The organism is Solirubrobacter pauli (genome assembly GCF_003633755.1).
Classification (GTDB): domain Bacteria; phylum Actinomycetota; class Thermoleophilia; order Solirubrobacterales; family Solirubrobacteraceae; genus Solirubrobacter; species Solirubrobacter pauli.
The window spans coordinates 659,550-682,010 of record NZ_RBIL01000001.1; the positions used below are offsets into that span (position 1 = coordinate 659,550).

The following is a 22,461-nucleotide window of genomic DNA, read 5'->3' on the forward strand; positions in this document are numbered from 1 at the left end:
TCCGACCGTAAGCACGGGCTTTGACGATTCCGGGGGTCACGTCGTCCGGCAGGCGCCGGTCATTCGGACCGCAATCTGGAAGCCATGACGCAAGTCCCGCTCCACGCCATTGGAGCGTCCGAGGATCTCGGACCGCTGCTCAGAGTCAGGGTCGAAGCGCCCGACGGCGCGAGCCTCGTGAGCGTTCCAGCCGACGAACCCATCAACGTGTTCGTCGCGGATCTGGCCGAGGCCCTTGCCGTCACGCCAGCGGATGCGCACTGGTCCTTTGGCCCCAGCTCGGACTCCGTGTTCGACCGTCGCATGTCGCTCGGAGAGCTCGGGGTACGAGACGGAGACGTGCTCGTCATGCGGCGTCTGCAGCCCGCCGCCACCTCGCAGGAGTTCGCGTGCTCGCTCCACGCCCGCACGCAACTCACCCTGCCGGCTCGATTGACTCCCGCCGAACGGGCCGGCATCGCGCTCCGCGAGTCCATGCGACACGGACCGTCACACGGAGCGCCTCAACCGAACGAGACGGCGGCCGACCCTGAAGTGCTGTCGCTGCCCACGCGGACTCCGCTCTGGCGGCGGATGCGGAGTGCCTGGGCCGCGAGCGACTATGAGCGCCGTCTCGATGAGCGGATCACCGCACCACGGCTTGCCCAATGCGCCACCATCGCGGTCTTGTCGCCCAAGGGCGGTCCCGGCAAGACCACGGTGACCGCGCTGCTCGGCTCGCTGCTCGCGTACCTACGGAGCGACCGCGTCATCGCGGTCGACGCGAATCCCGACTTCGGATCGCTCGGCCGGCGCCTCACTCCCCAGCACGACGTGTTCCTCGACGACCTGCTGCATGGGTGCCTGTGCGACTCCGCTCTGTCGGCAGCAGCCTTCGACGGCGCTCTTGGTCGCGGTCCGGACGGCCTGATGGTGGCGCCGGCGCCGACTGATCCGCAGCGCGCCAGCGCGCTCGACGAGGACGCCTACCGCGCATTGTTCACTCGCCTCGCGACGTTCGCCGGTGCGCTCGTGCTGGACTGCGGCACCGGCCTGGACGCGCCTCCGGCCCGTGCGGCCCTCGCCCGCGCGGATCAAGTCGTCCTCCTCACGGACGCCGAACCTGACACGGCAAGCCTGGTTTGGGAAGCCGCTACCTGGCTGCGCGACGTGGCGCCACCGCTGGTGTTGGTCGTCAACAAGCACGAGCCGCGCTCCGAGCTCAACGTTGAGACGTTCGGTCAGGCGATCCCGTTCGCACGCGGGCTGATCACGATCCCACGCGAGGATGCCGCCGCCACGCTCCTCCGAAGTGGCCGTTTCAGCTGGTCGCAAGCGGCTCCAGGCTGGCGGATCCGTGTGCGCGAGCTGGCCGCGTTGTTGACCGCCGACTGGCCGGGTCTCGGTCTCGAGGCGAGCCGACGTCGCTGACGCGGCGGTTTGCAACGAGATTGCACATTCTTCGCAACGAGACTGCTTCATCCAGCGGATTCACGTCTGCCTGCCGCGGAGGACGCTCGCGCCCGAGGTACCGTCGCTACAACCTGACCCGCTAGGACCAATGAGTGCCGACCTCTACCTCGAGCTTCTGCTTGTGGGCATCCTCGCCACGGCGGTTGCCTTGGGCGCCGTCACGGCGGTGATCCTCGTGAGCCGCAGCGCCCGCGACCGCCGGGTGGCGACATCGGTGCCTGAGGTTTGGCCCGTCCACAAGCCGCGCGCCCAGCTCGGCTCTACGGCGCGCCTCGCGAAGCTGCTTGATCGAAGTCGGCGCCTGGCCGCAGCGGAGGCGCACGTCGGACGCGAGTTCGAGCTAATCCAGCGCTCCGGCTGGATGGTCGAACGCAACGTCGTGACCGGCGCTCATCGAGTTCCGTTCGTCGTGCTGGGGCCAGGCGGTCTCTTCGCGATCTGCGCGACCGACGGCGCGTGGACGATGCAGGACCTCGCGGCGCTTGCGGCGGCCGGCGGCGAGCTGCGCGCGACGCTGCCGGACTATCGCGGACCCGTGACGGCGGTCGTCTGCATCGCGTTCGACGACGCCGAGCCGCGGTCCTGGCACTCGCCCAGTGTCGGCGGCGGCTGGGTGGTCGGCGTAGAGCGACTGCGTGAGTGGCTCCACGCATGCAGGTGTGAAGACGGGTTCTCGCGCGAGGACATCGCGAGCCTCCACTCCGCCGCGGGTCCGCATTGGCAGCGCCACTCGATCCTCCGTCTGCCGCCGGTTCAGAACGTGGGCTGACTGGGGCGCGATGTCATCGCACGAACATCACGAGCACCGCCGAGATCGCAGCTGCCAACAAGGACGGCGGATCGCTCAGTGATCCTCCGCGCGACGGTCCGAACGGTGCAAAGATTCCGAGCCGGGAGAGCAATGGCGGCCTTGTCGTATCGAAGGCAGGACAACTCGGCGCGGAGGTCGCTCGCGACTGCCGCCTAGGTGTGTAGATGGCCGCGATCACACCGCCGACTGAGCTGGAACGCCTCGCGCATGAGCGAGACGGGCTGGTCGCGTGGCTGGCACGAGAGTTCGCCCAGGCCCTCTCCATCGAAGACGCCGAGGACATCGTGTCTGAGGCACTGCCCGGGCTCGCCAACGATCCTTCGTTGCCCGCCACCGGCCGTCGGCGGCGCGTCTATCTCCGGCGCGCGCTGCAGCGGGATGCGATCGACGAGCTCCGCCGGCGTCACGGCCGCGCGCTTCGTGATGGTCCGCGACAACTGCTCCCGCTCGAGCGCGCCGTAGCCCTCGCTGACCCCAGCGCCGCCCCAGAGCAGCATCTCGAGGAGCAGCAGGCCGCCGTCGAGCGACAAGCGGTCGTCGGGCGGACGATGGCTCGACTTCGGCCCGAGGACGCGGAGGTCCTTCGCCTCAAGTACCTCGAAGGGCGCGCCCCGGACGAGATCGCCGCCGAGCTCGGGATCACACGCACCCAGTACGAGCGTCGGCTCGCGCGTGCCGGAGCGAACGGCGTCGACGCGCTAAGCACCGCCGAGGGCAGCTCTGCGTGCAAGTCGGCTCGGCAGATGCTCGCGGTCGACGGCCACCGCTCTCGCGACGAGATCGAGCGGTTGGACGTCCATCTTCTGGACTGCCTGCACTGCCGGGCGTTCGCTTTGCGGGCGAGAGGCCTTCTGGAGGCCGCGACGCTTCCGCTCGTCGGCGTACTCGAGCGAGCTGCAGCACGCCTCGGATCGATCCTCGGTCGCGGCGGCGAGCCTGCCCTTCACGACGCCCGGGACGTCGCGCTCGCCGGCGGCTCTGCCGTTGGCGCCGGCACCGCGGTGGGTGTCGGTCTAGGCACGAAGATGGCGGTTAGCTGCGCGGGCGTCGCGATCGCAGCCGTCTGCGCCGGTCCCATCGCGCACGAGCTGGCTCCCAAGCCGAATCCCGCACAAGCGGAACAGCAGCAGAGCGCGACCAAACGGACGAAGCCCCGGGCAACGCCGACGACGGCTCCCGCGACGCCGACTCCGACCGTCACCGTGAGCCAGCCGGTGTCGACTCCCACCGCTGCACCGACTGCGAGGCCGAAGAAGCGCGCGCAGCGGCCGCGCTCCACGGCTAAGGAACGACGTCAACGCGCGAAGGCTGCGGCTGCCAAGGAGTTCGGGCCCGAGTCGGCCACGCCGGATGTCTCGGCCGCGGCCAAGGCGTCCGCCGCGACCGCAACCACCACATCGAGCGCCTCACCGCCGCCGCCACCCCCGCCGAAGCCGGCGTCCACTTCCAAGGGTCCGACGAGCTCATCGTTCAGCGGAGAGTTCCGCCCATGAAACTGGCTCTGTGTGGAGTGCTCTGCGCGGCGGGTGTATGGGCCACGGTCAGTGCCGCGGAGGTTCACGCCGGCACCGCGACCATCCACCAATGCGCTGGACCGGCAGGGCAGATCGCCGCCACCGACATGGTGCGCGCTCCGGACGTGTCGCGGATGGAGGTCAGCATGGCGTGCGGGGTCCCGGGCGCCGACTGGCAGATCCGCCTCCGCCGCGGCGGTCCGGGGTTTGATCCCGCGAACCCCAGCGAGGTGCTGATCACCGGACCAGCAGGGACGGTGATCTCGGGTGGTCGAATCGAGAGGCAACTCTTCGGCTACGTGTACAGCACCGCCGTCGGCCAGGCGACCTGGGGATTCGGGTACCGGTTGTCCGACGCCGAACGACGATTGATCGAGCGGTGCGGCACCGAATGGCCCTACGAGGGTCAGCTCGAGACGTGTGGTCCAGCAGCCGGTGGGTGGTGGCAGTTCCCGACGACGGCTGTCGACCTGCCGACGGCGCCCACACCCGTCGTTCGCATCGGGTTCGGCTGCTACCGCAACGGGAGCAACTGCCAAGGGCCGCTCAGGGATGAGTTCCTCGGCATCAGGCGGATGACCCTGCGCGTTGCCGACGTCGCGGCTCCAGTGGTCACCGGGGCTGTCGGACCGCTCGCCGCGGACGAACCTGTGCGTACTCGGATGCTGTCGATCAACGCGTCAGATGTCGGGCTCGGGCTGTACCGGCTGATCGTGAGCGTGGACGGCCGGGTGACGGAGACCCAGTGGTTCGAGCCTGCTGCGACCGCATGCCGTGACGCCGACCCGAACACCGCCGACCCCTACGAGTTCAACGCTGCGACCGCATGCCCCACCGTCTCATCCTCGCGGACGTTCCACCTGTCGTCTCTGCCGGCGAGCGGCATGCACCAGGTGCGCGTCGACGTCGAGGACGCTTCGGGCAACCGCACTGCGGCCGTCGATCGCGTTGCGACGTTCGCGTTGCCGTCGGACGGGTTGCGCTGTCCGACCGCCGGGTGTGTCCGGCCACCGCCGAGACCGAACGGCGTCAACGCTTCGCCCTCTGCGACGCTCGCCATCTCCGGCAAGCGAACGCTTCGGCTGAACTACGGGCGTAAGGCGACCGTGAGCGGACGGTTGGTCAACTCGGCGGGCCTTCCGATCGCCGCGGCCCAGCTCGAGGTCTCGCAGCGCGTGACCGGATCTTCGGCGTGGACCCCAGCCGGGCAGGTGCAGACCGACGCCGGCGGACGTTTCCGCTACGTCGGGACCAAGGGGGCCTCGCGCGTCCTCGCGGTCCAGTACCGCCCGACGCTGGACGCGTCAGACGTCGGGACAACCGCCCAGGTGACCGTACGAGTACGAGCTGGCGTGACGATGACGCTTCGCCCGAAGACGGTCAACCCGGGCGGCACGGTTCGCGTGCGTGGTCGACTCCTCGGCGAGGGCGTACAAGCCGGGACGCTGGTCGAGCTGCAAGCGATGGACGGTCGCGAATGGCGCACGTTCAAGACGTTGCCGGTCAAGCGAGGGCGTTTCGCCTATCGCTACCGCTTCCGTCATACGTCGGGAGGTGCACGGTTCCTGTGGCGGATCCACGTGCGCGCGCAAGCCGGCCTCCCCTACTCTGCGGGCACCTCGCGAGCCGCCTGGGTGTCGGTCCGGCCGTGAAGCTCGCGCCACTCGCCGCCGTCCTCCTGGTGGGAGCGTCCGCTGCCAAAGCTGAGGCGAGCGAGCTGACGATGACTGCGCAGGCTGTCTTCGCGCGCGGCGAGTTCCTCACACAGGCGCCCGCTCCGCCCTCACAAGGCGTGCTGTGCTTGGTCGACTCAGGGGTCGACGTGAACCCCGACACGGAATCGATCGTCTTGAGCCGGGAATCGGTTTTGGGTGGCACGGCCGACGACGTCACTGCATACAACCACGGCACGTACGTCGCGATGGTCGCCGGGGCAAGCGCGAACGGTTGGGGCATGGTCGGCGCGTGGCCTGGGCTCAGCGTACTCTCGGTGCGAGCGCTTCCGGAGGGAACCGACAACCTGAGCGGCGACGCGTACCGCGACGGCATCTTGAGCTGCCGCCAGGCGAAGCGCTCGCGCGGGCTGGACGTCAAGGTCATCGAGCTGGCGCTCGGAGGGCCGATGGAAGGCCGTACACCAGCCGAGCTCGCGGACCTCAACGAAGCCATCGCCCGCGCCCGCGCCGACGAGATCAGCGTCGTCTCTGCGGCCGGGAACGACGGCGGCCCGGTCAACGTCCCGGCGGCGCTTCCTGGCGTGCTCGCGGTGGCTGCTGCTGCGCGCGACGGAGGGCTGTGTGCGTTCTCGTCCCGTGGAGCAGAGGTAGACGTCACTGCCCTGGGATGCGGGATGGACGTCGCCCAGGTTCCGAACGGGGATGCGGGCATCGGGGAGAGCACCAGCCTCGCCTCAGCGTATGTCGCGGGTGTGCTGACCGCTCTGCGCTCGTTCCGTCCCGACCTGACCGCCGCGCAGGCGGAAGCTGCGCTGGCCAGTTCGCCCGGTGGGCGGTTCGATGCCGCCGCTGCGTTCCGCGCTGCTGGCCTCGGATCCCTCGTCGACGCGTACGTTCCTCCGCAGCCTCCGCCGGCTCCCCAACCGGCTGCCTGCAACGCAGCCACCGCGATCTGTGTGTCTCCGCGCGTGTCCCGCGCCACGAAGCACGGGCGCCGGGTCACGATTCGGCTCGCGACCATGCCCAAGGGCGTGAAGACACTCGTGCGTGTTGACGGGCGGCGGCGCTATGAGGGACGATCGAAACGCATCGTGCTCAAGGTTCGACGATTCAAGACCATCAGTCTCCGGTTCGTCGCGAAGGGGCGAACGCCGTCCGCCGCGGTGGTCCTTCGACCACGGCAGTTCCGCTAGTGCCAAGGTGCGCCCGGATCGGGGTGGCGGTGGTGGGAGCGGCCGCGCTGTCCTTCCCGGCGCATGCCCGAGCCGGCACGTACGAGGTCGTCGCGTGCGCTGCTGCGCAGGGCGCCAACCGAGCCTGGGTTCCGTTCAACACCGACGCCTCCGGCCTGGTGACGGAGGACGGCTGTGCGGCCGTGATGGGCGGCGCCGCGGACGGGCTGTCGTCGCGTGATCGGGTCCCCGCCCCGCCGAACGCCGTCGCCGGCACTGAGGCGGGATGGAGGTTCCCGGCACCTCCGGGAACGGCGATCTCGCGGATCACAGCGCAGTACTACTTGGGGCAGTTCAGCTCCGGCGAGTGGCTCCCGTTCCTGCGGACCGCTGACGGCACCGTCCTGGATAGCTGTGTCCCCGCCAGTGGACAGACGCGATGCGAGCGTGGAGCGAGTGCGTTCGACCCGCTCGGGCCTTCCTCGTCGTTCGCCGTCAACACGTCGGCCGTCGAGGCCGGTGTCCGTTGTGCAGCTCCCTCGGGCACCTGCGGCAACGGCGTCGGCCTCAACGCGGCGTGGATGGCGATGTACTCGGCGCGGGTGCAGATCAATGACCTCCTCCTTCCTTCACTCGTGGCACCCACGGGCTCGTTGTGGGCAGACGGCTTCCAGTCAGGCGCGAGATCGGCAACTGTGGCTGCCACGGACAACACCGGCATTCGCTCGACGTGGATCGCCATCGACGACACGCGCCGCAGCTCTGCCACCCGCAACTGCGACTACACGCGCACGATTCCGTGTACCAACGAGACCGGAGCGACCCTCAGTCTCGATACGCGGACGATTCCGGACGGCGCCCACCTCGCCACCGTAGGAGCCGACGACGCAGGCGGGAACACGTCAAGCGAGTCGCGCATGATCGTCGTCGACAACACGGCGCCGACAGCTCCGGTCAATTTGACGCTCGACGGCAACGCCCGCCGCAGCATCAACAGCTTCAATCTCGCTTGGCGGGTCCCCGAAGGACAAGTCGCGCCGATTTCGGCGGCGCGCTGGTCGCTCTGCCCGCGAGGGAAGTCAACCTCGGCTGAGTGCATCACCGGCCCGGGGACCACGGCCCAGACGCTCGACGGCGTCGCGGCTCCCGCGATCGGTGACTGGGATCTGCGTGTCTGGCTCGTGGACGCGGCTGGCAACGCGAATCCGTCAGCTGCGGCCGGCCCCTTGCGGCTCACGCTCCTCGGTCACGATCCGCGCGTGCGGATTCGAAGCGTGCGGCGCGCCGGACGCCTCGTGCGAGTCTCAGGGATCACGCGGGCAAGGTCCGGGCGCATTAACGTGCGCGTCGAGCGTCGGGTCGGCGGACGCACACTCCGTGTGCAAGGCACGGTCCGCATTCGCGACGGCCGCTGGACTCGCCGGCTCCGTCTGACCACGCGGATGGCTCAGTTCATGCGGCTCAACGCAATCGCTCGATTCGATGCGCAGCAGGGCTACCGTGCAGCGGTGGCTCGCCGCGCCGTCCCGCGGTAGCGCACGATCGGCGCGGGGGCGATTCGCGATCGCCGCCTTAGATGTAGGGCGGCGTTTTCCTCACTCTCGACCACGCCGCGATATCGCCATGCTTGACCTCGCCCCAGCTCCAACGCGGAGCCGCGCGGGTGCGCGCCCGCGAACCGCCGAAACTCATCTCGAGACCTCTAGGCCCCGAAGCGCCGACGCGACCTGCAGCTGGTGCGACCAGCATCCCGACCAGCACTGTCCTTCGTGCGCGGCACGGCGCAGACACGCCGTCCGCCTCGTGCGTGCCGGTGCGTCGGTCGTTGAGGCGGCTGAGCGGCTTCACCTGCCGATCGCGCGCGTCGAACGCCTTCTTGAGGAGGAAGAGGACCGCCGGGCGCTCGCCGACTTCCCGGTGCCGAGTGTCGACAACGCGATGCTGAGGGAGCTCCTCGCGAAGCAGCAGCGGGCCGAGACCACCCTCACCATCCCGGAGCTCGCAAGGCGCCTCAGTACCTCGCAGGCGCAGGTCGAGCGCTGGCTGGGGCTTCGCGCGACCGCGCCGAAGACGACTCGCGACGGTCGAACCTACCCGGCGCGCTTCCTCCAGCACGTCAGTGCGGATACGGCGGGTCGAATCGCTCGCGCGATCGGGCTACTGCCCTGCGACGTCGACCGCGCAGCGTGAGGTTCTTGCGACGCTAACGGTCGATCCCGTCCGATTCACGCAATCTACCAAGCGCAACGCCGCCAGTAAAATGGCGGGATCGTCGAAGCGGATCCCTCCGGCGAGCAGGGACCCGCACTTATGCGAGGCACCGTAACGCTGTGTCAGTAGCGACTCGACCCGGAAAGTTAGGCCGGGCACATCGACGGGACTCCTCCCCCGGGCGATACCTCCAATGGGGGATGGTGGCGCGTCAGCGGGTGTGGAACGCTCGGCGCGTGGACTGGATCGAGCAGATCGCCGAAGCCGCGGTGACCGTATACCACCGCGGCGAGCTGCCCTATGAAGACGTCGAGCGCGCCGCCGTCGTCGTAGAGGCCTTGGGCGTCGAAGACGACCTCGAGCGCCGTATCGAAACCGTGGCCAACGCCCTGCGGGACACGAAAGCAACTGCTCAGGGCAGCCCGAGCTAAGCGGTACGGCGACACTAGGAAAGTCGGCCCCGCATGAAGCGGTCACCGCGTCCAAGCGGAACAGACAAACGAGGTATGACCGGCGCCGTAGCAACGACCGTGATAACCCGCTTGAGAAGCTGAAGGCGCCGCCGGCGGCGCGATACGGAACCGTCGAAAGGCGCCAGTTCAGTCTGCGGACTTTCGGCTTCCGAGCGTTCTCGCGCAAGGGTTGCCACGCTCGGCGGCACCGATCGGGCTCGCCGCGCCGGCTATCCCACGGAAGGCCAGTCCTCGCGCTCGGCGGGGTTCAGTCTTCTCGAAGCGGCGCGCCGCCCGTTCGATCAAGGACGTCGAACCGCCTAGGAACTCAGGATGCTTCCGGCGGGACGTTAGCCGCAACGGTCGGAGGGAGCCGGTCTGCGTACATCCTACGGAGATACTCGAAGGACTGCTCCTGCGTAGGCTCGTACTCCAGTTGTTCACGTACGTAGCGCAGCCGGTGTTCGGCGGTGTGGAGGATCTCAGCCCAAGTCTTGACCCATAGCCTGACCGGGAGATCGTCGTAGGCCTTGACTAGGCCAGTCTCGGGGCCTCGGTTGGTCCTTTCTCGGCGCATCTCTGGTGTGATCCCCGTCGATACCGCCCAGAACTCGAACCGCGTGCGGGTGAGGTCAAACTGTTCTTCATCGACAACACCCATCGCATACTTGCGGAGTTGCTCGTACTCCTTGACGCCGATCGAGACGCTCGGGCGCTTGAGCTCGATGACCAGCATGGTCTTGTGGTCGTCAGCGTTGACCACGCGGCCCGAAAAGAGCAGATCAACGATCGCTCTGTGCCCGTCAGAGTCCAAGACCTCCCGATCGATCGCCTCGGCGAGTTCTGGCCTGTCTAGGTACTTCAGGTGCTGCTTGAGCACCTCGGTCAGTCCTCGGTCGGATGCAGCGAGCGCGTACTCCTCGCCGAATATCCACGGTTCGGCCTCAACGAGCTTGTGTAGCTGTGACCGTTCCAGCAGCCGCTTGCGATGCACGTCACGTGACGTCAGGTCGCGAAGCGCTCCGAGAAATTCGAGGCGGCCAGCGATCGCGGACGATGCAGAGATCAGCCGCGACAGAGGGGTATGCGCCAGCAGCCGATCGAGCCGCGCAACGCTTTCAAGGTCCAGGTCCAGGACCTGCTCAAGAACGCGATGGATCTGACCGGGGTTGTGCTCGAGCGCCTCGCGGAGAAGCCTGAGAGACAGCTGCCGGGCCTTCCGGCCTCGTACCCCGTCGATCACTGGTGCCGCCTCGACTGCGACAAGGTCGAAGGTCTCGCGAGTGAGTCGCTCACTCTCCGTCGCGGGCGGGCGATCGTCGAACGGATAGAAGCCTTCACGCTTCCAGTTCTCAATGATTTCCCGCCGGCGAAGGTCGCGTCGGTGATCGAGCGCACGCTGAAGCCGCCGGCGTGCCTCGCGGATCATCCGACCCAGAATGCCCGAATCGAGGCTCGCCGCTGGAAGCTGACCGCTGTGCTGCGGCATTCGCTTCCATCGCAAATAGGCCGTAAAATGCAGGCCGTGGCCGTCGACGCTGGCGGGCAGCGAGTGCAAGCTGACTCCGTCGGCATCGCACAGGTGCAATTCGTCCTCAGGCTTGACCTTGTGCTTCCACTCGAGCAGGGTCAGGACGGCTGACTCGTTGCCTACGTGAACGTCGATGTCCTCCTCGTGAGTAAGGGCATCGGCGAGATCGAGCGGACGGCCGGAGAGCTTGATCGCGACGCCCTGAACTCGCATTGAGACGGCGAAGGTCGTGAGCAGCCGTTCATAGGTGACGTCACCGTGGATGCCTGTTGGCGGCTGAGCGAAGTTCGAGAGCGTCACGACCGTTCCGGTCGAGCCACTGGTGGGCAATGGGTCGGTGATGTCCGCCTGGGCAATCTCGGGGTATCGGACCGTTATCGTCAGCTCTTCGCGCGAGCCGGCGAGCTCGCTGACAGTTCGCCACTGCGCCGTGCCGCCGTATTTGAAGATCGACAAGCGTCCTTGACCGGCGCGACCATGAAGCGAGCGCGCACCTGTCTTCGACCTCGTCGCCGCGGCCTTCCAGGAATCGCCGAGAAAGCCGAATTCCTTCTCTGCGGTCACGATGTCGATTCCGTGGCCATCGTCGATGACCTTGATCTCCAGGACTGCGCCGTCGATCTCGATCACGTCCACTTGGACCTGTGTTGCTTCAGCATCGATCGCGTTCCACACGAGTTCGATCACGCCGTCGAGGACGCTCTTTGACAAGCTGGCCAGATAGCTTTGGCCGAACTGCAGACGTAGGTGGCGCACCCGCGAATCGTGCCAGGCGTGCCGGTCGGCTCGTCGTGCGATCTAGGCAGACGATCGGGCGCCTCGGGTCGTAGCGGACGCCCGCCTCCGCCGCTGTTCGAGCGCGATCGAAACTAGCGCAACTGTGGACAGACGCATATTTCGACGACTCTCGAACCGGCCTGTGCCGGTCCGTGATCTCCGAAGCGTTGATCGATCGATCGCGCCGCCGTGGAGTAAGTCACAGGTCGACGACATAGGCACGACTCTGCGGAATCCCAATGTGGAGTTCAGTCGCGGCTCGGCGCCGCGCGGAACGCAGCAAAGGGAGACCACCGTGCCGATGAGCAGCCGTCACTCGCAAGCCTCAACTTCGCGGGCAGCGTTCGCATCCATGCTCGTGTTGATCGCCGTCCTGGCCGCCGGCTGTGGACCGGCTGCAATCGTGCGGCGCGCAGCGTCGATCCCACAGGAGGCAGAAGGGCTCGAAGGCTTCGTCAACGCGGCGAACGCGCTGATCGGTCCCGCGCTCGTCGCGATGGCGGCCGTCGCACCGATTGGGTGCGTCGTCGGCGCCGGCGCCCTCATGTTCGGCAATCGCCGCGGTCTCGTGATCATCGGGTCAACACTCGGCACCTTGGTCTTTCTCGGGTCCGTCAAGGGCATCGTCGCGTGAGGCGACGGGGTGCTCGTGCTCGCCTTCCTCAGCCGGCTCCCGCGCTGGCCGCGACTACTGCTCTTCGCGCTCGTATTGCTCGCGATCGGATCGTCCGGCAGCGGTCCTCAAGACGCACAGGCGCTGCCTCCTATCCCGATCGGAGGCGGACTCGGCGACATCATCGGCGCGGGCGCAGACGCAGTCACCGGCGGCGTCGGTAGCGCAGCCGTCGAGGGATTCGGCGCGCTCCTCGCGAAGCTCTTCTCTTGGTCGGCAGAGATCATCAACCGCGAGCTGCTCACCTGGCTGATCTCGGTCCCCAACTACGCGATCTCGCCAGGTTCGAACGTCCCGCTTGAGGCCCGGAGCAACCTCGCCGAGCTAGCGTCGACGACTTCGGCGATGTCGTTCGCGGCGCTCGCCGCGGTCGGGACCGTAGCCGGGCTTCGGTACTGGGCCGCGGGCCTTAGCGGTTCCGGCGGCTTCGAGGCGTTGCAGGGTCTCGGGCGCATGCTCGCCGCGGCGTTGTTCGTGGTCGCGTGGCCTTGGCTGTTCCGGACATGCGCGGACCTCACGAACGCCGCCGCACGCGGCCTGATGGGTAGCGGCACGGTGCTTGACGACACGAGCCGCTTGCTCGGCGTGGCGTTCTCGTCAGCGATCTCGTTCAACTTCTTGGCGATCGTGATCGCGATCGGCGCGGGGCTGCTGTTCCTTGCGCTGCTGATGTGCAAGATCGTCGCCAGCGCGAGCACGGCGCTGCTCTACGCCGGCATGCCGTTCGCCGCGATCGCCTGGGTTATCCCCGAAACGGCGTGGCTCGCAGCCGCTGCGATGCGGGCGTTCGCGGTCGTGCTGGTGATCCCGCTCGCCTGGGCACTCTGCTTTGCGACGTTCGCGGCCGTAGGCATGGACGCCCTGGCAGTCGAAGGAGCCGGGTCCGTCGCGGATGCGCTGATCATGCCGCTCGTCGCGCTCGCGCTGCTGTGGATCACCGTCTCCTTGCCACGCACGCTGGGCCGGATGGCGCTGCTTGGGGGAATGCACAGTGGCGGCTTCCTCGCTCGCACAGCCTCGTACGTCACTGCCAGGCGAACGGACGCCCTGATCAGCCAAGCGCTCCCCTCTCCCCTCGGCCGGTCCTCCGGTCAGGCCGCGTCTGGTGCGTCGTCAGGAACAGGATCCGGCGGTGGCCGGGCAGGCCAGAAGACACGAACCGTCACGACGCTGGCAACCACGGCCGGCATCGCCGCTGCTGGCCCGGCGGCGCCGGCGGCCGCCGCCGGGACCGGCGCAACCGCCAAGGGCGGTTCCGCCGCCGCCGCCGCGCAACCGGGGCCAGCCGGAGCGGCGAACCCCCGACCGGCCCCGGCGACGCCGTCCCCGCAGGGACTGCCGTCGCCGTCGTGGCAGGAGATCCGCGACCGCGTCCCCGAGGAGTTGAAGGCAGCGAAGGCAGCCGGTAGCTCCACCACGAGGTCGGACGTCACCGCCGCCATGAGCGCGCTGAATCCCGACAGCCAACGGGCGGTGCGCACGCTGGCCGAGACCAAGAGCGGACGCATCACCGGCGAGATGGTGCACCAGGCCGCACGCAGCGACATCGGTGAGCCTGAGCGCAATGCGTTCCGCGTCCTCGCCGCCGCCACGCCCGAGCTGCGCCGGCAGGGCATCGACGACTTCTACGCGCCCCAGGAATCCGCTCCTTCGCGCCCGCCCGTTCCAGGCACGGGCGAGGGCGTCATGCCTACGCCACCCGGACCGCCTCTAAGCCAGCCCCCGACCTCGATTCATGACAACCAGCGACCGAGCGACGCGACGTGAACAGGGCTTTCAAGCATCTCGAAGCCAAGCTCCGGTTCGCCGACCTGACCATCGGCCAGTGGGCGGCTGTGATCGCCGGGCTCTTGTTCGGACTCGTCTTCGCCCAGTACCTGAGCCCGATCGGCGGGCTGTGGGGAGCGGTACTCGGCATCTACCTCGGCGCCCTGCCGGCGAGCGCCGCGTTCTTCGCCAGCCTCAGCGAGTTTGATCTCGGCGGCTTGCTCGTCGCCGCGCTCCGCCGCCGCCGTGAGCCGGGCCGCTACCTGCCGGGCGCAGGTTCGACGGGCATCGGCTACCGCGTGACCGTCGCCGTGAAGGAGACTCCGACGACGACGGACGACCTCGATCTGGTGGCCCTGTGGGATTGACGATCGCAGAGCGCCGTGAGCCTGACGAGCTGCCTGAGGCCGGCGAACTCGTGCCCGTGGAAGCGATCGACCGCACTGGTCTGATCGTGCGCAGCGACGGAGCGTTCGTCCGCATCCTGCGCGTCACTCCCGCGAACCCGCTCGTGCTGTCGGCTGACGACGCGAGGCGGGCGGCGACGGGCTTCGCCACGACGCTGGAGAAGCTGCGGGCGGGGCAATCGATGCAGTTCTACGTCGACGCCCGCCCCGTGCACCTCGACGACGTCCTGCTGCGGCTGCGTGAAGAGGTTGAGGCCGTCGCCGGTCCCGCGCCCACCGCCACCACTTCGGTTGCTGCGGGCTCGCTTTCCCGCTGGCGCCTGTACGCGGCGGTCGAGCAGTCCCTCCGCATGCACGGTCGGGGACAGTCGGCGATCCAACTCGACGCGTACGCGATCATCCCGTACTTCCCCGCGCGGCGGGGCGCCCGAGCGGCGCTCAAGCTCGCCTCCTCCGCCCCGTTGGAACGGCCGCTCGCCGAACATCGTCGAGCCGTGCGCGAGAGCCAGGGGCACGTCGACGCAATTCACGCCGAGCTCGAAGCGGCCGGGCTGCCCACTCGCCAGCTCAACGGATCTGAGGCCCTGACGTTGCTGTGGCAGCGGCTGAACCCGACGACTGCCGACCGGCGGCGGGATGGCCTCAGCACCGAGATCCTCGGCGAGTGCGACCCCGTACGTGACCGCGAGCAGGCTCGGGGAGCCGCCACCGCTCTCCGGGAGCGCCTCGCTCAGTCCAGCCTTGATCTCAAGCGCGGGCGCCATCTCGTGGAGGTCGGTCAAGACGTCGAGCAGACGATCTACGTCCACACGACCGCGCAGCAGACCGCGCTTGGCTGGTTGTTGGAAGCGATGCTCACGCGCCAGCCCTTCGCGTTGAGCGTGCATGTCCGGGCGCTCGACCGGCGCCGTGAGCGGCAACGGTTCAAGCTCGGCCATCGTCGGCTGTTCGCCATCAACCGCGGAGCGGAGCAACGGGGCCGTGTCCCGGACTTCGATCGCTACGCCCAAGAGGACGAGTACCGCGACCTGCTGACCGAGATGGCCGGCCGAGAGCGAGCACGGCTGTTCGAGGTCTCGGTCTATCAGGCGTTGCGGGCTCCAGGACCGAAGCCAGACCTCGAAGCACTTGACGAGGCCGTCGCGTACTGCGCGGACGCCATGGAGACAGCGGTCGACTGCAAGGTCGGCCGCGGGGAGTTCCGTCAGCGGGAGCTCTGGGCGAGCACGCTGCCACTCGGCCAAGACGTCGCCCGGCGTGTCCGCAAGTACACGACGACGAACGCCGCGGACACGGTTCCCCTGGTGGGGACGGGCTGCGGCTCACCTCACGGGTTCCCGTTCGCCTTCGCGGACCCGGGTCGCACGCTTGAGCGCCTCGATCCCTTCGATCGGGAGCACCCCAACCACACCCTGCTGATCTCGGGGCGCAGCGGCTCGGGCAAGACGATGCTGGCCAACATGATCCTCGCGCGCCTGGTCACGCTGGGCGCGCGCGGGTTCGTGATCGACCGTGCCGGCCATTACCAGCTCCTCACGCGCATGATCGACGGCGCGCAGCAGATCGAACTCGGCGTTGCGCAGTCGCCGTACGCGATCAATGCGTGGGACGTGCCCGATCCGCGACACGTGCCGAGTGACAAGGTCGCCTACCTCCTTGCACTGCACCAGCTGATGATGGGTGAAGAGGGACTCACGCGATCGGAGCTCGCCCAGCTCGGCGAGGCCATCCGCGCCGTGTACGCCCGCTCGGCGACGCTTGAGGACCAGTCGCCGTGTGAGTCGATGTTGCGAGACGAGCTCTTGGCCACCGCGAGCTTCCATCAGCGGGAAGGGGGTCACGAGCTGGCGTCCGTCGCCCGGAGCCTGGCCACCCGCCTGAGCGAATGGTGCGGCGACGGTAGCTACGCCTACCTGCTCGACCGTCCGACCACGGTGCCCCACGACAGCCCGCTGGTGGTCTTCGATACCCGGCGATGCCCGCAGGACGTCCTGCGCCCCGTGATGTTCTCGATCATGGAGTACGTAACGAACACCGTCGAGCGGCACTGGAATGCGTACCACTCGACGGAGCACGCCGGAAGCGAGCCGCGATTCGCGGGCCGGTCGATCATGCTCATCGACGAGGCGTGGCATCTCGTCAGCCGGCGCGAGACGGGTGAGTACGCCAACGACCTGGCCTTGCGGGCACGGCACTTCGGGCTCGTGCTCGCCGTCATGTTCCAGCAGCTTTCGCAGGCCAACACCGAACACGGTCTGGCGCTCCTGCAGAACGCGACGATGCAGCTCCTGCTGGCCCAGCATCCGAGCGAACTCGACTTCACGCAGTCCGCGCTCATGCTCTCCGACGAGGAGCGCGAGCTCGTCGCCCGCCTGAAGACGGTGAAGGGCAGTCACGCGGAGATGCTGTGGATCAACGGGACGCGCGGTCGGGGACGCGTTTCGGCTCGAGTCGGCCCGCTGGAGTACTGGGCGTTCACGTCCGATCGCGGTCACGACGTCCCGCAGCGCGAAGCCGCGCTCCGCGTGCATGGCGGGGACGTGTGGAGCGCGCTTCACTCGCTCGCAAGCAGCGACGCGTCGCCGCCACTCGCATGACTGCCACCGTGCCGGATCGCCAGGAGCAAGCTCGGTCATCCAGGAGCCGGATCGTGGTGCACGGTCCGCCGATGCGCCGCCCCGCGAGTCCCCTTCTGGCGGTGTGCGGCGTCTGCGGTGGCGCGGGCGCCAGCACCGTCAGCGCGGCAGTGGCGCGGTCGGCCGTCGAACTCGGCCACGTCCTCCTGCTGGATACGGGCGGTCTGAACGCGGCGCTCTGCCTCCGGGCAGGTGCGGAGACGTCGCACTCGGTGCTCGACGTCGCGCATGTGCTTGAGCGGGACGTGGCGCTGGCGCCCAGCGTGTGGTCCGCGCGACAGATCGGCCGTTACGAGCTGCGGGTCATCGCCGCGAGGCCGTCAATGGACTTGGACGACGGCCCCCTTCTCGACCCGGTACTCGCCGTCCTGCGCGGGACGCTCGAGCAGAGCCTCGTCGTCGCGGATTGCGGCACGCTCCAGCGCCCCGCTGAGCTCGCCGTCGTCCGTGCCGCATCGCATGTCGCGTGGGTCATGCCGGACACCGGCTACGGACTGGCTCGCGCGCGGCAGCTCCACGCACTCACGGCTTCGCACGTGTCCGGCCGCGAGCTGGTGCTCGCCCGCCGCGATGTGACTGCCGGGGCGGCGTCGCTCAGGGCACTCGCCGCCTTCGCCGACGTGTGCCGTGCTCCTCTCGTTCGGCTGCCCGCAATTCCCGAGGGTCAACCCCCCGCCGACGCGATGGAGATCAGCCTTCAAGCAATCCTTGGGGTCCTGCGGCGATGAGCCGCAACGGCCGGTACACGGTTCGGGCGAGCGGCGTGGCCATGACGCTCGTCGCTGCGACGGCGTTCGTCGCCGCGGTCGTGCACCTCGCTTTCGCAGGTTCGGCGCGCCAGCTTCTCGACTTCCCGTTCGCGGGCCTCGAACCCGTGCCGGGGACGGCCGCGGCGATCCTGGCGACGAACCTGCGGCTGTTGATCGGCGTGATCGCAGCGACGGTGATCGTGCAGTCCCCCTGGTGCGCGAAGCGCCATGAGGCCCGGTCGGGCATCGGGCTCATCGTCGTGGCAGCGCTCGACACGCTGATCGCGCTCGAGGTCTTCCTGAACGCGCTGGTCGTCGGAGCGAGCCTAGGTGCGTACGGATGGCGGATGGTGTTGGCCGTCCTGCCACATGGACCGCTCGAGCTTGCGGCGTTCGCGTCTGCGCTCGCGCTCTACGTGCGGAGCCGAAGCGAGCGAATGCCGGCGCCACTGATCGCTCGCGTCGCGTTCGTCGGATTCGGCGCGTTGCTATTGGCGGCCGTCCTCGAGACCTACGTCGCGCTGTGACACGGCTTCTCTCGTTCCTCGTGATCGTCGGTGTTGCCATCGCGACGAGCGGGTGGCTGCTCAACCAGTTCCGACGGACGCTTAGCATCGAGGCACCGCCGCCACGACAGGCTCTCTCTGACAAGCCGGTCGCCCCGACAGTCGCGCGAGCGGGGGGCGGCCCACAGTTCGCTGGCCTGAGCCTGCCGGTCCTGATCGCGGTGGAGGTCGCCGGCGGTCTCCTCGGGCTGGCCACCACGGGAGGCGTCCTTGGTGTCCAGCGAGCTCGGGCTCGACGTCACCGCGAATACGCCCGATACGTGCTGCACCTCTCGCAACACGATGAGGCCAAACCCCAGGACGTCGAGGACATGATGGAGGCGTTCGGCCACCTCGTCCGCGCCCTCCCGGCAGATCGTGCACGGCACGGGCAGCCGCACCTGGCGTTCGAGCTCGACCACGCCGTTGGCGAATCCGGAGACCTCGAATGGTCGCTCTCGATGCGATGCCCGCCGCGGGTCGCGGGCGCGCTGGATGGTGCGCTCAGCGCGGCCTACCCCGATGCTCGTCTTGGTCGCATCGGAGGAGAAGCGCCGCAGCCCGTGCCGTCCCGCTCTTCCGTCCCCGGTCACGTGCTGCGGTTCCGCAAGCAGCGCGGCTTCCTGTATCCGCTCCTTCCTCCGGCCGATGACCTGGCCTCGCCCCCGCTGGAGGCGATCGCGCACGCTCAGGCCTCCGTGGCCGTCCCGTCAACGATCCGCTTCACCCTGACGCCCGCGCCGAGCAGCCTCGAAGCGGTCACGCGTCGGCTGTTCCGGCACCAGGAAAACCGGCTCGCGCGTCAGGAGCGCTGGGGTCTCCCGGAAGGCGGGCTGCGATCGACCCTCAACCGCGCCGAGATGGCCAACGCGAGCCGCGCACAGAACCGCGGGCTGTTCTGGCTCGAGTGCGTCGTCGCTGCCGGCACCCACGAGACGTGTCTGCAGCTCGCCGCGGCGGTCCAGGCACGGCGGGGTGAGAACCGACTGCATCGCCGGTGGATGCCGGTCCGCCAGCAGCTCTACCGCCGCCGGTTTGCAACGGCGATCACACCGCTCGTCCCCTCGCCCCGCTCATTGATCTCCGCCGCCGAAGCAGCCCACCTGCTGGCCCTCCCGACCGCTCGCATGAAGGGCGTCCCGGTCCGTCGCATCACGATCCCGCGGATTCCGATGCCGCCGGAGATCTTCCGGTCGCCGGCCGAGCGCACCGTGCTGGTGCCGATGGATCGTCAGGAGGCGGCGTGACCGTCCGGCACCGTGCTCTGACGTACCCGACGCTTCCGGTCTTGCGGTCAGCGAACGGAGCCGGGCTGATCCACCCGGACGACCGGCGCTACGGTTCGTTGCTCGTTGGCGGCCAGGGCAGCGGCAAGACCGCCGCGATGCTCCGCACCTACCTCAACGACATCCGCGACGAGAACGCCGCCGTGGTCGTCCTTGACCCGAAGAGCGAGCTGAGCCGGCTCTGCCTGCAGCTGACTCCGCCCGACACGCCGAAGCGCGTCTGGTTCCTCGATCTCGGCCACCCCGCGTTCGGGATGAGCCCGTTGCGATTGAGGGACTCGGAGCCACTCCCCCTGCAGGCGACGGCGATCGCCGACAACATCGTCGCAGCGCTGCTCGACATCAACGAGAACCAGCTCTTCCAGTCGTCGCGGCGATACCTCTACCACGCGGTGATCGGTTCCCTCGCGCTCGCCGTCAAGCGAGATCGGCGGGCCCGCTTTGAGGACGTCTACCAGCTCCTCCTGCCCTCCAAAGCGGACCTCCGCACGGTTGTGTACCAAGCGTGCGCGGACACGCCCGACCTCGACCAGACCGCCGAGTTCTTCCGCACGGAGCTGCCGCAGGACCTCGGCCTCGCCGGCAGCGCGACCGCCCAGCGCCTGGACGCCCCGCGCAACAAAGTCAGCGGGCTCACGGGCGTGCCGCCCCTGCGTCGCTTCTTCAACCACACGAGCGACGTCGCGCTCGCCGACATCGTCGAAGCCCGGGACATCCTCATCGTCGACGCGAACATGGCGGCGATCGGAGCCGAGAACAGCAAGGCGTGCATGCACTTCGTGCTCCGGATGCTGCACACGCAGCTCCAGCGACAAGTGCGACGGCCGGAGAGCGAGCGGCCGCGCGTGGCGCTGCTCGCCGACGAGGCGCACTACCTCGCGTCCACGGACAACGTCGTCGACCAGATCGCAACGCACCGGGCCGCGGGTCTAGATGTCACGTTCGGCCTGCAGTACCTCGCGCAGCTGGGATCGGGCTCCGAGCACCAGGAGAAGATCCGCAAGGGCGTGATCAACCTCCTGCAGAGCCGGTTCCTATTTAGGCTCGGCGATCACGGAGACGCGGAAGAGGCCGTCCGGATCGCGATGGCCGTGTACTCGACCATGATCCGCGACGATCCGGACTCGCGAGCTCGCCTTCGGGTCACGCCCGAGCAGATCCTCAACCTCCCAGTCCACCATTGCCTTGCCTCGTGGATCGCCGGTGGAACCCGCGCTGCAAGCTTTATCGGCCAGACATTCCCGTTTCCGTCCGGAGCCAACGACACCTGGGCCCGCGTGCATCTCGAGCGCCTCCACACCACCGTCGGCCCGTATCCGGAAGTCCTGGCCTCGACACTTGGGAGCTCTACGGACCACGAGCGAGCCGCAGTTGTGCAGCGCCCCAGCGTGAAAGCGATCGAGCGCGCGGCTTCCGAGCCGGACGAACCAGAGCCCACACCATCTCGGCCGGCTCCGCGGGTCGAGCGAGCGGCTTCTGCTCCGGCATCGACGCCGGAGATCAGCCCAGTACTCCGGGTCGTGGGCCGTGAGCCGTACGACGCGGATCGAGAGCGGCCGACGGAGCCGGCGCCGCAGGCGCTGGCCGAGCTTGCGTTCATCGACCGGATCAACGAAGTCAAGCCGCCGGAGCACAAACCGCCGTCCGAGCACCTGCCGCGCCTCTACGAGGCGGACTACGCGATCCTCGCACTCCTTGACCGGGTTGGCGTCGCGCTTCCCTCACTCATCGGTCGCGCGGCAATGCCCGGCAGGGAGCCCAAGAGCGTCCGCCATCGTCTAAACAAGCTCTACGAGCACGGCCTCATCGCTCGCGCGGCGATCGGCATCAGCGACCGGACCGCCGCTGACGGCCGGCTTCCGTCGCTCTGCTCGCTCACGCGGTTCGGCATGGAAGCCGCGCAGAAGCGGCTGCCGCCGGCGATCCATCCGCAGCGTGAATGGAGGCAAGGCGAGCAACGCCGCGCGGCGAGCGTCCCGCATGACCTGCACGCGCTCTCCTGGGCGATCGAGTTGCACCGCGTCGTGGGGGACTTGGCGACGGACTACTGGCGCACCCCGCGCTACGCCACGGGCCGCTACCCGGTACCGCAGATCGGCAACGGCCACAAGCGGCACCCGATCACCGTCGCCGAGCTCGACGTCGCCGAGGGCCACGCCTACCTAGACGTGCCGGAGTTCCGCGAGATCAAGCCGGATCTCTCGCTCGAACTGCGCGTTCCGTCCACGCGGCTGATCTTCGATCTCCTCGTCGAGCTGGACCTAACGGGCCGTCCTTCCTACAACAAGGACAAGCTGCTCGCGTACGACGCGTTCCTCACCGGTTGGGCGCTCTCGCATCGCCGCTTCGCGGGGCTCGGTACGCGTCCCGTCGTGCTGTTCGTGTTCCGCGACCTCCGAGCCGCGCTTGCGTGCGCGCGTGAAGCTGATGCCCTGCTTCGCGGGAGGATTGGTCCGATGGGCCGCCCGGCGATCGAGTGGTCCTTTCCGGGTCGACAGCACCTGTTCTTCGCAGCCGAGCCGGACGTCTACCACGGGTCTCTGCGGGCGTTTGCGCTCCACTCGGAGAACGGTGACGAGCCAGCGCGAACAGATGACGACCGACTCCCCGTACGCACCGTGGAGCTGTTGTCCCGAACCGTCGTGGGCGCCGCCGACCGCTAAGGAAGAGCCGCGACGCGATCGAGTTCCCTCCGTCTCGCATAGGAGAACCGTCGCGGCGCTGTTGTCTGCACGCGTAAGCGCTAGCGACTTCGGCCGGACGTTTGCACACGAGCACGACACGGGATGTACCGCTGCCACG

At 68.5% G+C, this 22,461-nt stretch carries 17 protein-coding genes; 16 read left to right on the top strand and 1 reads right to left on the bottom strand.

Features of this window, described 5'->3' with window-relative positions:
* The first annotated feature begins 84 nt into the window (after positions 1-84).
* The 8 genes from C8N24_RS03110 (at position 85) to C8N24_RS03140 (ending at position 9,267) form a co-directional block, all read left to right on the top strand.
* The gene (locus C8N24_RS03110) at positions 85-1,410 is read left to right on the top strand and encodes an EsaB/YukD family protein (protein WP_121247890.1); all 1,326 of its coding nucleotides are present in this window, start codon (positions 85-87) and stop codon (positions 1,408-1,410) included.
* A 130-nt stretch (positions 1,411-1,540) separates the two neighbouring features.
* On the top strand, positions 1,541-2,221 hold the full coding sequence (locus tag C8N24_RS03115) for a hypothetical protein (protein ID WP_121247892.1): 681 nt from the start codon (positions 1,541-1,543) through the stop codon (positions 2,219-2,221).
* Positions 2,222-2,427: 206 nt separating this feature from the next.
* Positions 2,428-3,756: a sigma-70 family RNA polymerase sigma factor gene (locus C8N24_RS03120; RefSeq protein WP_121247894.1), complete on the top strand. Its 1,329-nt coding sequence runs from the start codon at positions 2,428-2,430 to the stop codon at positions 3,754-3,756.
* Positions 3,753-5,429 carry a carboxypeptidase-like regulatory domain-containing protein gene (locus C8N24_RS33625; protein WP_170178813.1) on the top strand — a complete coding sequence of 559 codons (1,677 nt, stop codon included), beginning with the start codon at positions 3,753-3,755 and terminating at the stop codon, positions 5,427-5,429. Before C8N24_RS03120 ends, C8N24_RS33625 begins: the two co-directional genes overlap by 4 nt.
* Entirely contained in the window at positions 5,426-6,646 is a 1,221-nt protein-coding gene (locus C8N24_RS03125) for a S8 family serine peptidase (protein WP_170178814.1), read from the top strand. The genes C8N24_RS33625 and C8N24_RS03125 overlap by 4 nt, the downstream gene beginning before the upstream one ends.
* Before the next feature lie 32 nt (positions 6,647-6,678).
* On the top strand, positions 6,679-8,160 hold the full coding sequence (locus tag C8N24_RS03130; protein WP_147447590.1) for a hypothetical protein: 1,482 nt from the start codon (positions 6,679-6,681) through the stop codon (positions 8,158-8,160).
* 268 nt (positions 8,161-8,428) lie between these two features.
* Positions 8,429-8,815, top strand: coding sequence for a hypothetical protein (locus C8N24_RS03135; protein ID WP_121247900.1), 387 nt, complete (start codon positions 8,429-8,431; stop codon positions 8,813-8,815).
* A 257-nt stretch (positions 8,816-9,072) separates the two neighbouring features.
* Positions 9,073-9,267 (top strand): hypothetical protein, encoded by a 195-nt coding sequence (locus C8N24_RS03140; protein WP_121247902.1) that lies wholly within the window; start codon positions 9,073-9,075, stop codon positions 9,265-9,267.
* A 349-nt stretch (positions 9,268-9,616) separates the two neighbouring features.
* On the opposite strand, the gene C8N24_RS03145 is transcribed toward C8N24_RS03140, so the two are convergent.
* Positions 9,617-11,506, bottom strand: coding sequence for an ATP-binding protein (locus C8N24_RS03145; protein WP_170178815.1), 1,890 nt, complete (start codon positions 11,504-11,506; stop codon positions 9,617-9,619).
* A 442-nt stretch (positions 11,507-11,948) separates the two neighbouring features.
* On the opposite strand from C8N24_RS03145, the gene C8N24_RS03150 reads away from it, so the two are divergent.
* From C8N24_RS03150 to C8N24_RS03190, 8 genes are all read left to right on the top strand, one after another.
* Positions 11,949-12,230 carry a hypothetical protein gene (locus C8N24_RS03150; protein WP_121247906.1) on the top strand — a complete coding sequence of 94 codons (282 nt, stop codon included), beginning with the start codon at positions 11,949-11,951 and terminating at the stop codon, positions 12,228-12,230.
* Between the two features lie 9 nt (positions 12,231-12,239).
* Positions 12,240-14,036 (top strand): TrbL/VirB6 family protein, encoded by a 1,797-nt coding sequence (locus C8N24_RS03155; protein WP_121247908.1) that lies wholly within the window; start codon positions 12,240-12,242, stop codon positions 14,034-14,036.
* A complete protein-coding gene (locus C8N24_RS03160) occupies positions 14,033-14,404 on the top strand; it encodes a hypothetical protein (RefSeq protein WP_121247910.1) in 372 nt (123 codons plus the stop codon). Before C8N24_RS03155 ends, C8N24_RS03160 begins: the two co-directional genes overlap by 4 nt.
* Positions 14,395-17,040: a VirB4 family type IV secretion system protein gene (locus C8N24_RS03165; RefSeq protein ID WP_147447591.1), complete on the top strand. Its 2,646-nt coding sequence runs from the start codon at positions 14,395-14,397 to the stop codon at positions 17,038-17,040. The genes C8N24_RS03160 and C8N24_RS03165 overlap by 10 nt, the downstream gene beginning before the upstream one ends.
* 71 nt (positions 17,041-17,111) lie before the next feature.
* Positions 17,112-17,807 (top strand): P-loop NTPase family protein, encoded by a 696-nt coding sequence (locus C8N24_RS03170; protein ID WP_121247914.1) that lies wholly within the window; start codon positions 17,112-17,114, stop codon positions 17,805-17,807.
* On the top strand, positions 17,804-18,355 hold the full coding sequence (locus C8N24_RS03175) for a hypothetical protein (protein ID WP_147447592.1): 552 nt from the start codon (positions 17,804-17,806) through the stop codon (positions 18,353-18,355). The genes C8N24_RS03170 and C8N24_RS03175 overlap by 4 nt, the downstream gene beginning before the upstream one ends.
* Positions 18,352-19,620 (top strand): hypothetical protein, encoded by a 1,269-nt coding sequence (locus tag C8N24_RS33245; RefSeq protein WP_147447593.1) that lies wholly within the window; start codon positions 18,352-18,354, stop codon positions 19,618-19,620. Before C8N24_RS03175 ends, C8N24_RS33245 begins: the two co-directional genes overlap by 4 nt.
* Positions 19,617-22,322, top strand: a complete 2,706-nt coding sequence (locus C8N24_RS03190; protein WP_121247922.1) for a replication-relaxation family protein — start codon at positions 19,617-19,619, stop codon at positions 22,320-22,322. Before C8N24_RS33245 ends, C8N24_RS03190 begins: the two co-directional genes overlap by 4 nt.
* The last annotated feature ends 139 nt before the right edge of the window (positions 22,323-22,461 follow it).

Coding starts and splice junctions, on each gene's coding strand:
- C8N24_RS03115 (WP_121247892.1), top strand. CDS start 1,541: ATGAGTGCCGACCTCTACCTCGAGCTTCTGCTTGTGGGCATCCTCGCC.
- C8N24_RS03175 (WP_147447592.1), top strand. CDS start 17,804: ATGAGCCGCAACGGCCGGTACACGGTTCGGGCGAGCGGCGTGGCCATG.
- C8N24_RS33625 (WP_170178813.1), top strand. CDS start 3,753: ATGAAACTGGCTCTGTGTGGAGTGCTCTGCGCGGCGGGTGTATGGGCC.
- C8N24_RS03120 (WP_121247894.1), top strand. CDS start 2,428: ATGGCCGCGATCACACCGCCGACTGAGCTGGAACGCCTCGCGCATGAG.
- C8N24_RS03110 (WP_121247890.1), top strand. CDS start 85: ATGACGCAAGTCCCGCTCCACGCCATTGGAGCGTCCGAGGATCTCGGA.
- C8N24_RS03150 (WP_121247906.1), top strand. CDS start 11,949: ATGCTCGTGTTGATCGCCGTCCTGGCCGCCGGCTGTGGACCGGCTGCA.
- C8N24_RS03170 (WP_121247914.1), top strand. CDS start 17,112: ATGCGCCGCCCCGCGAGTCCCCTTCTGGCGGTGTGCGGCGTCTGCGGT.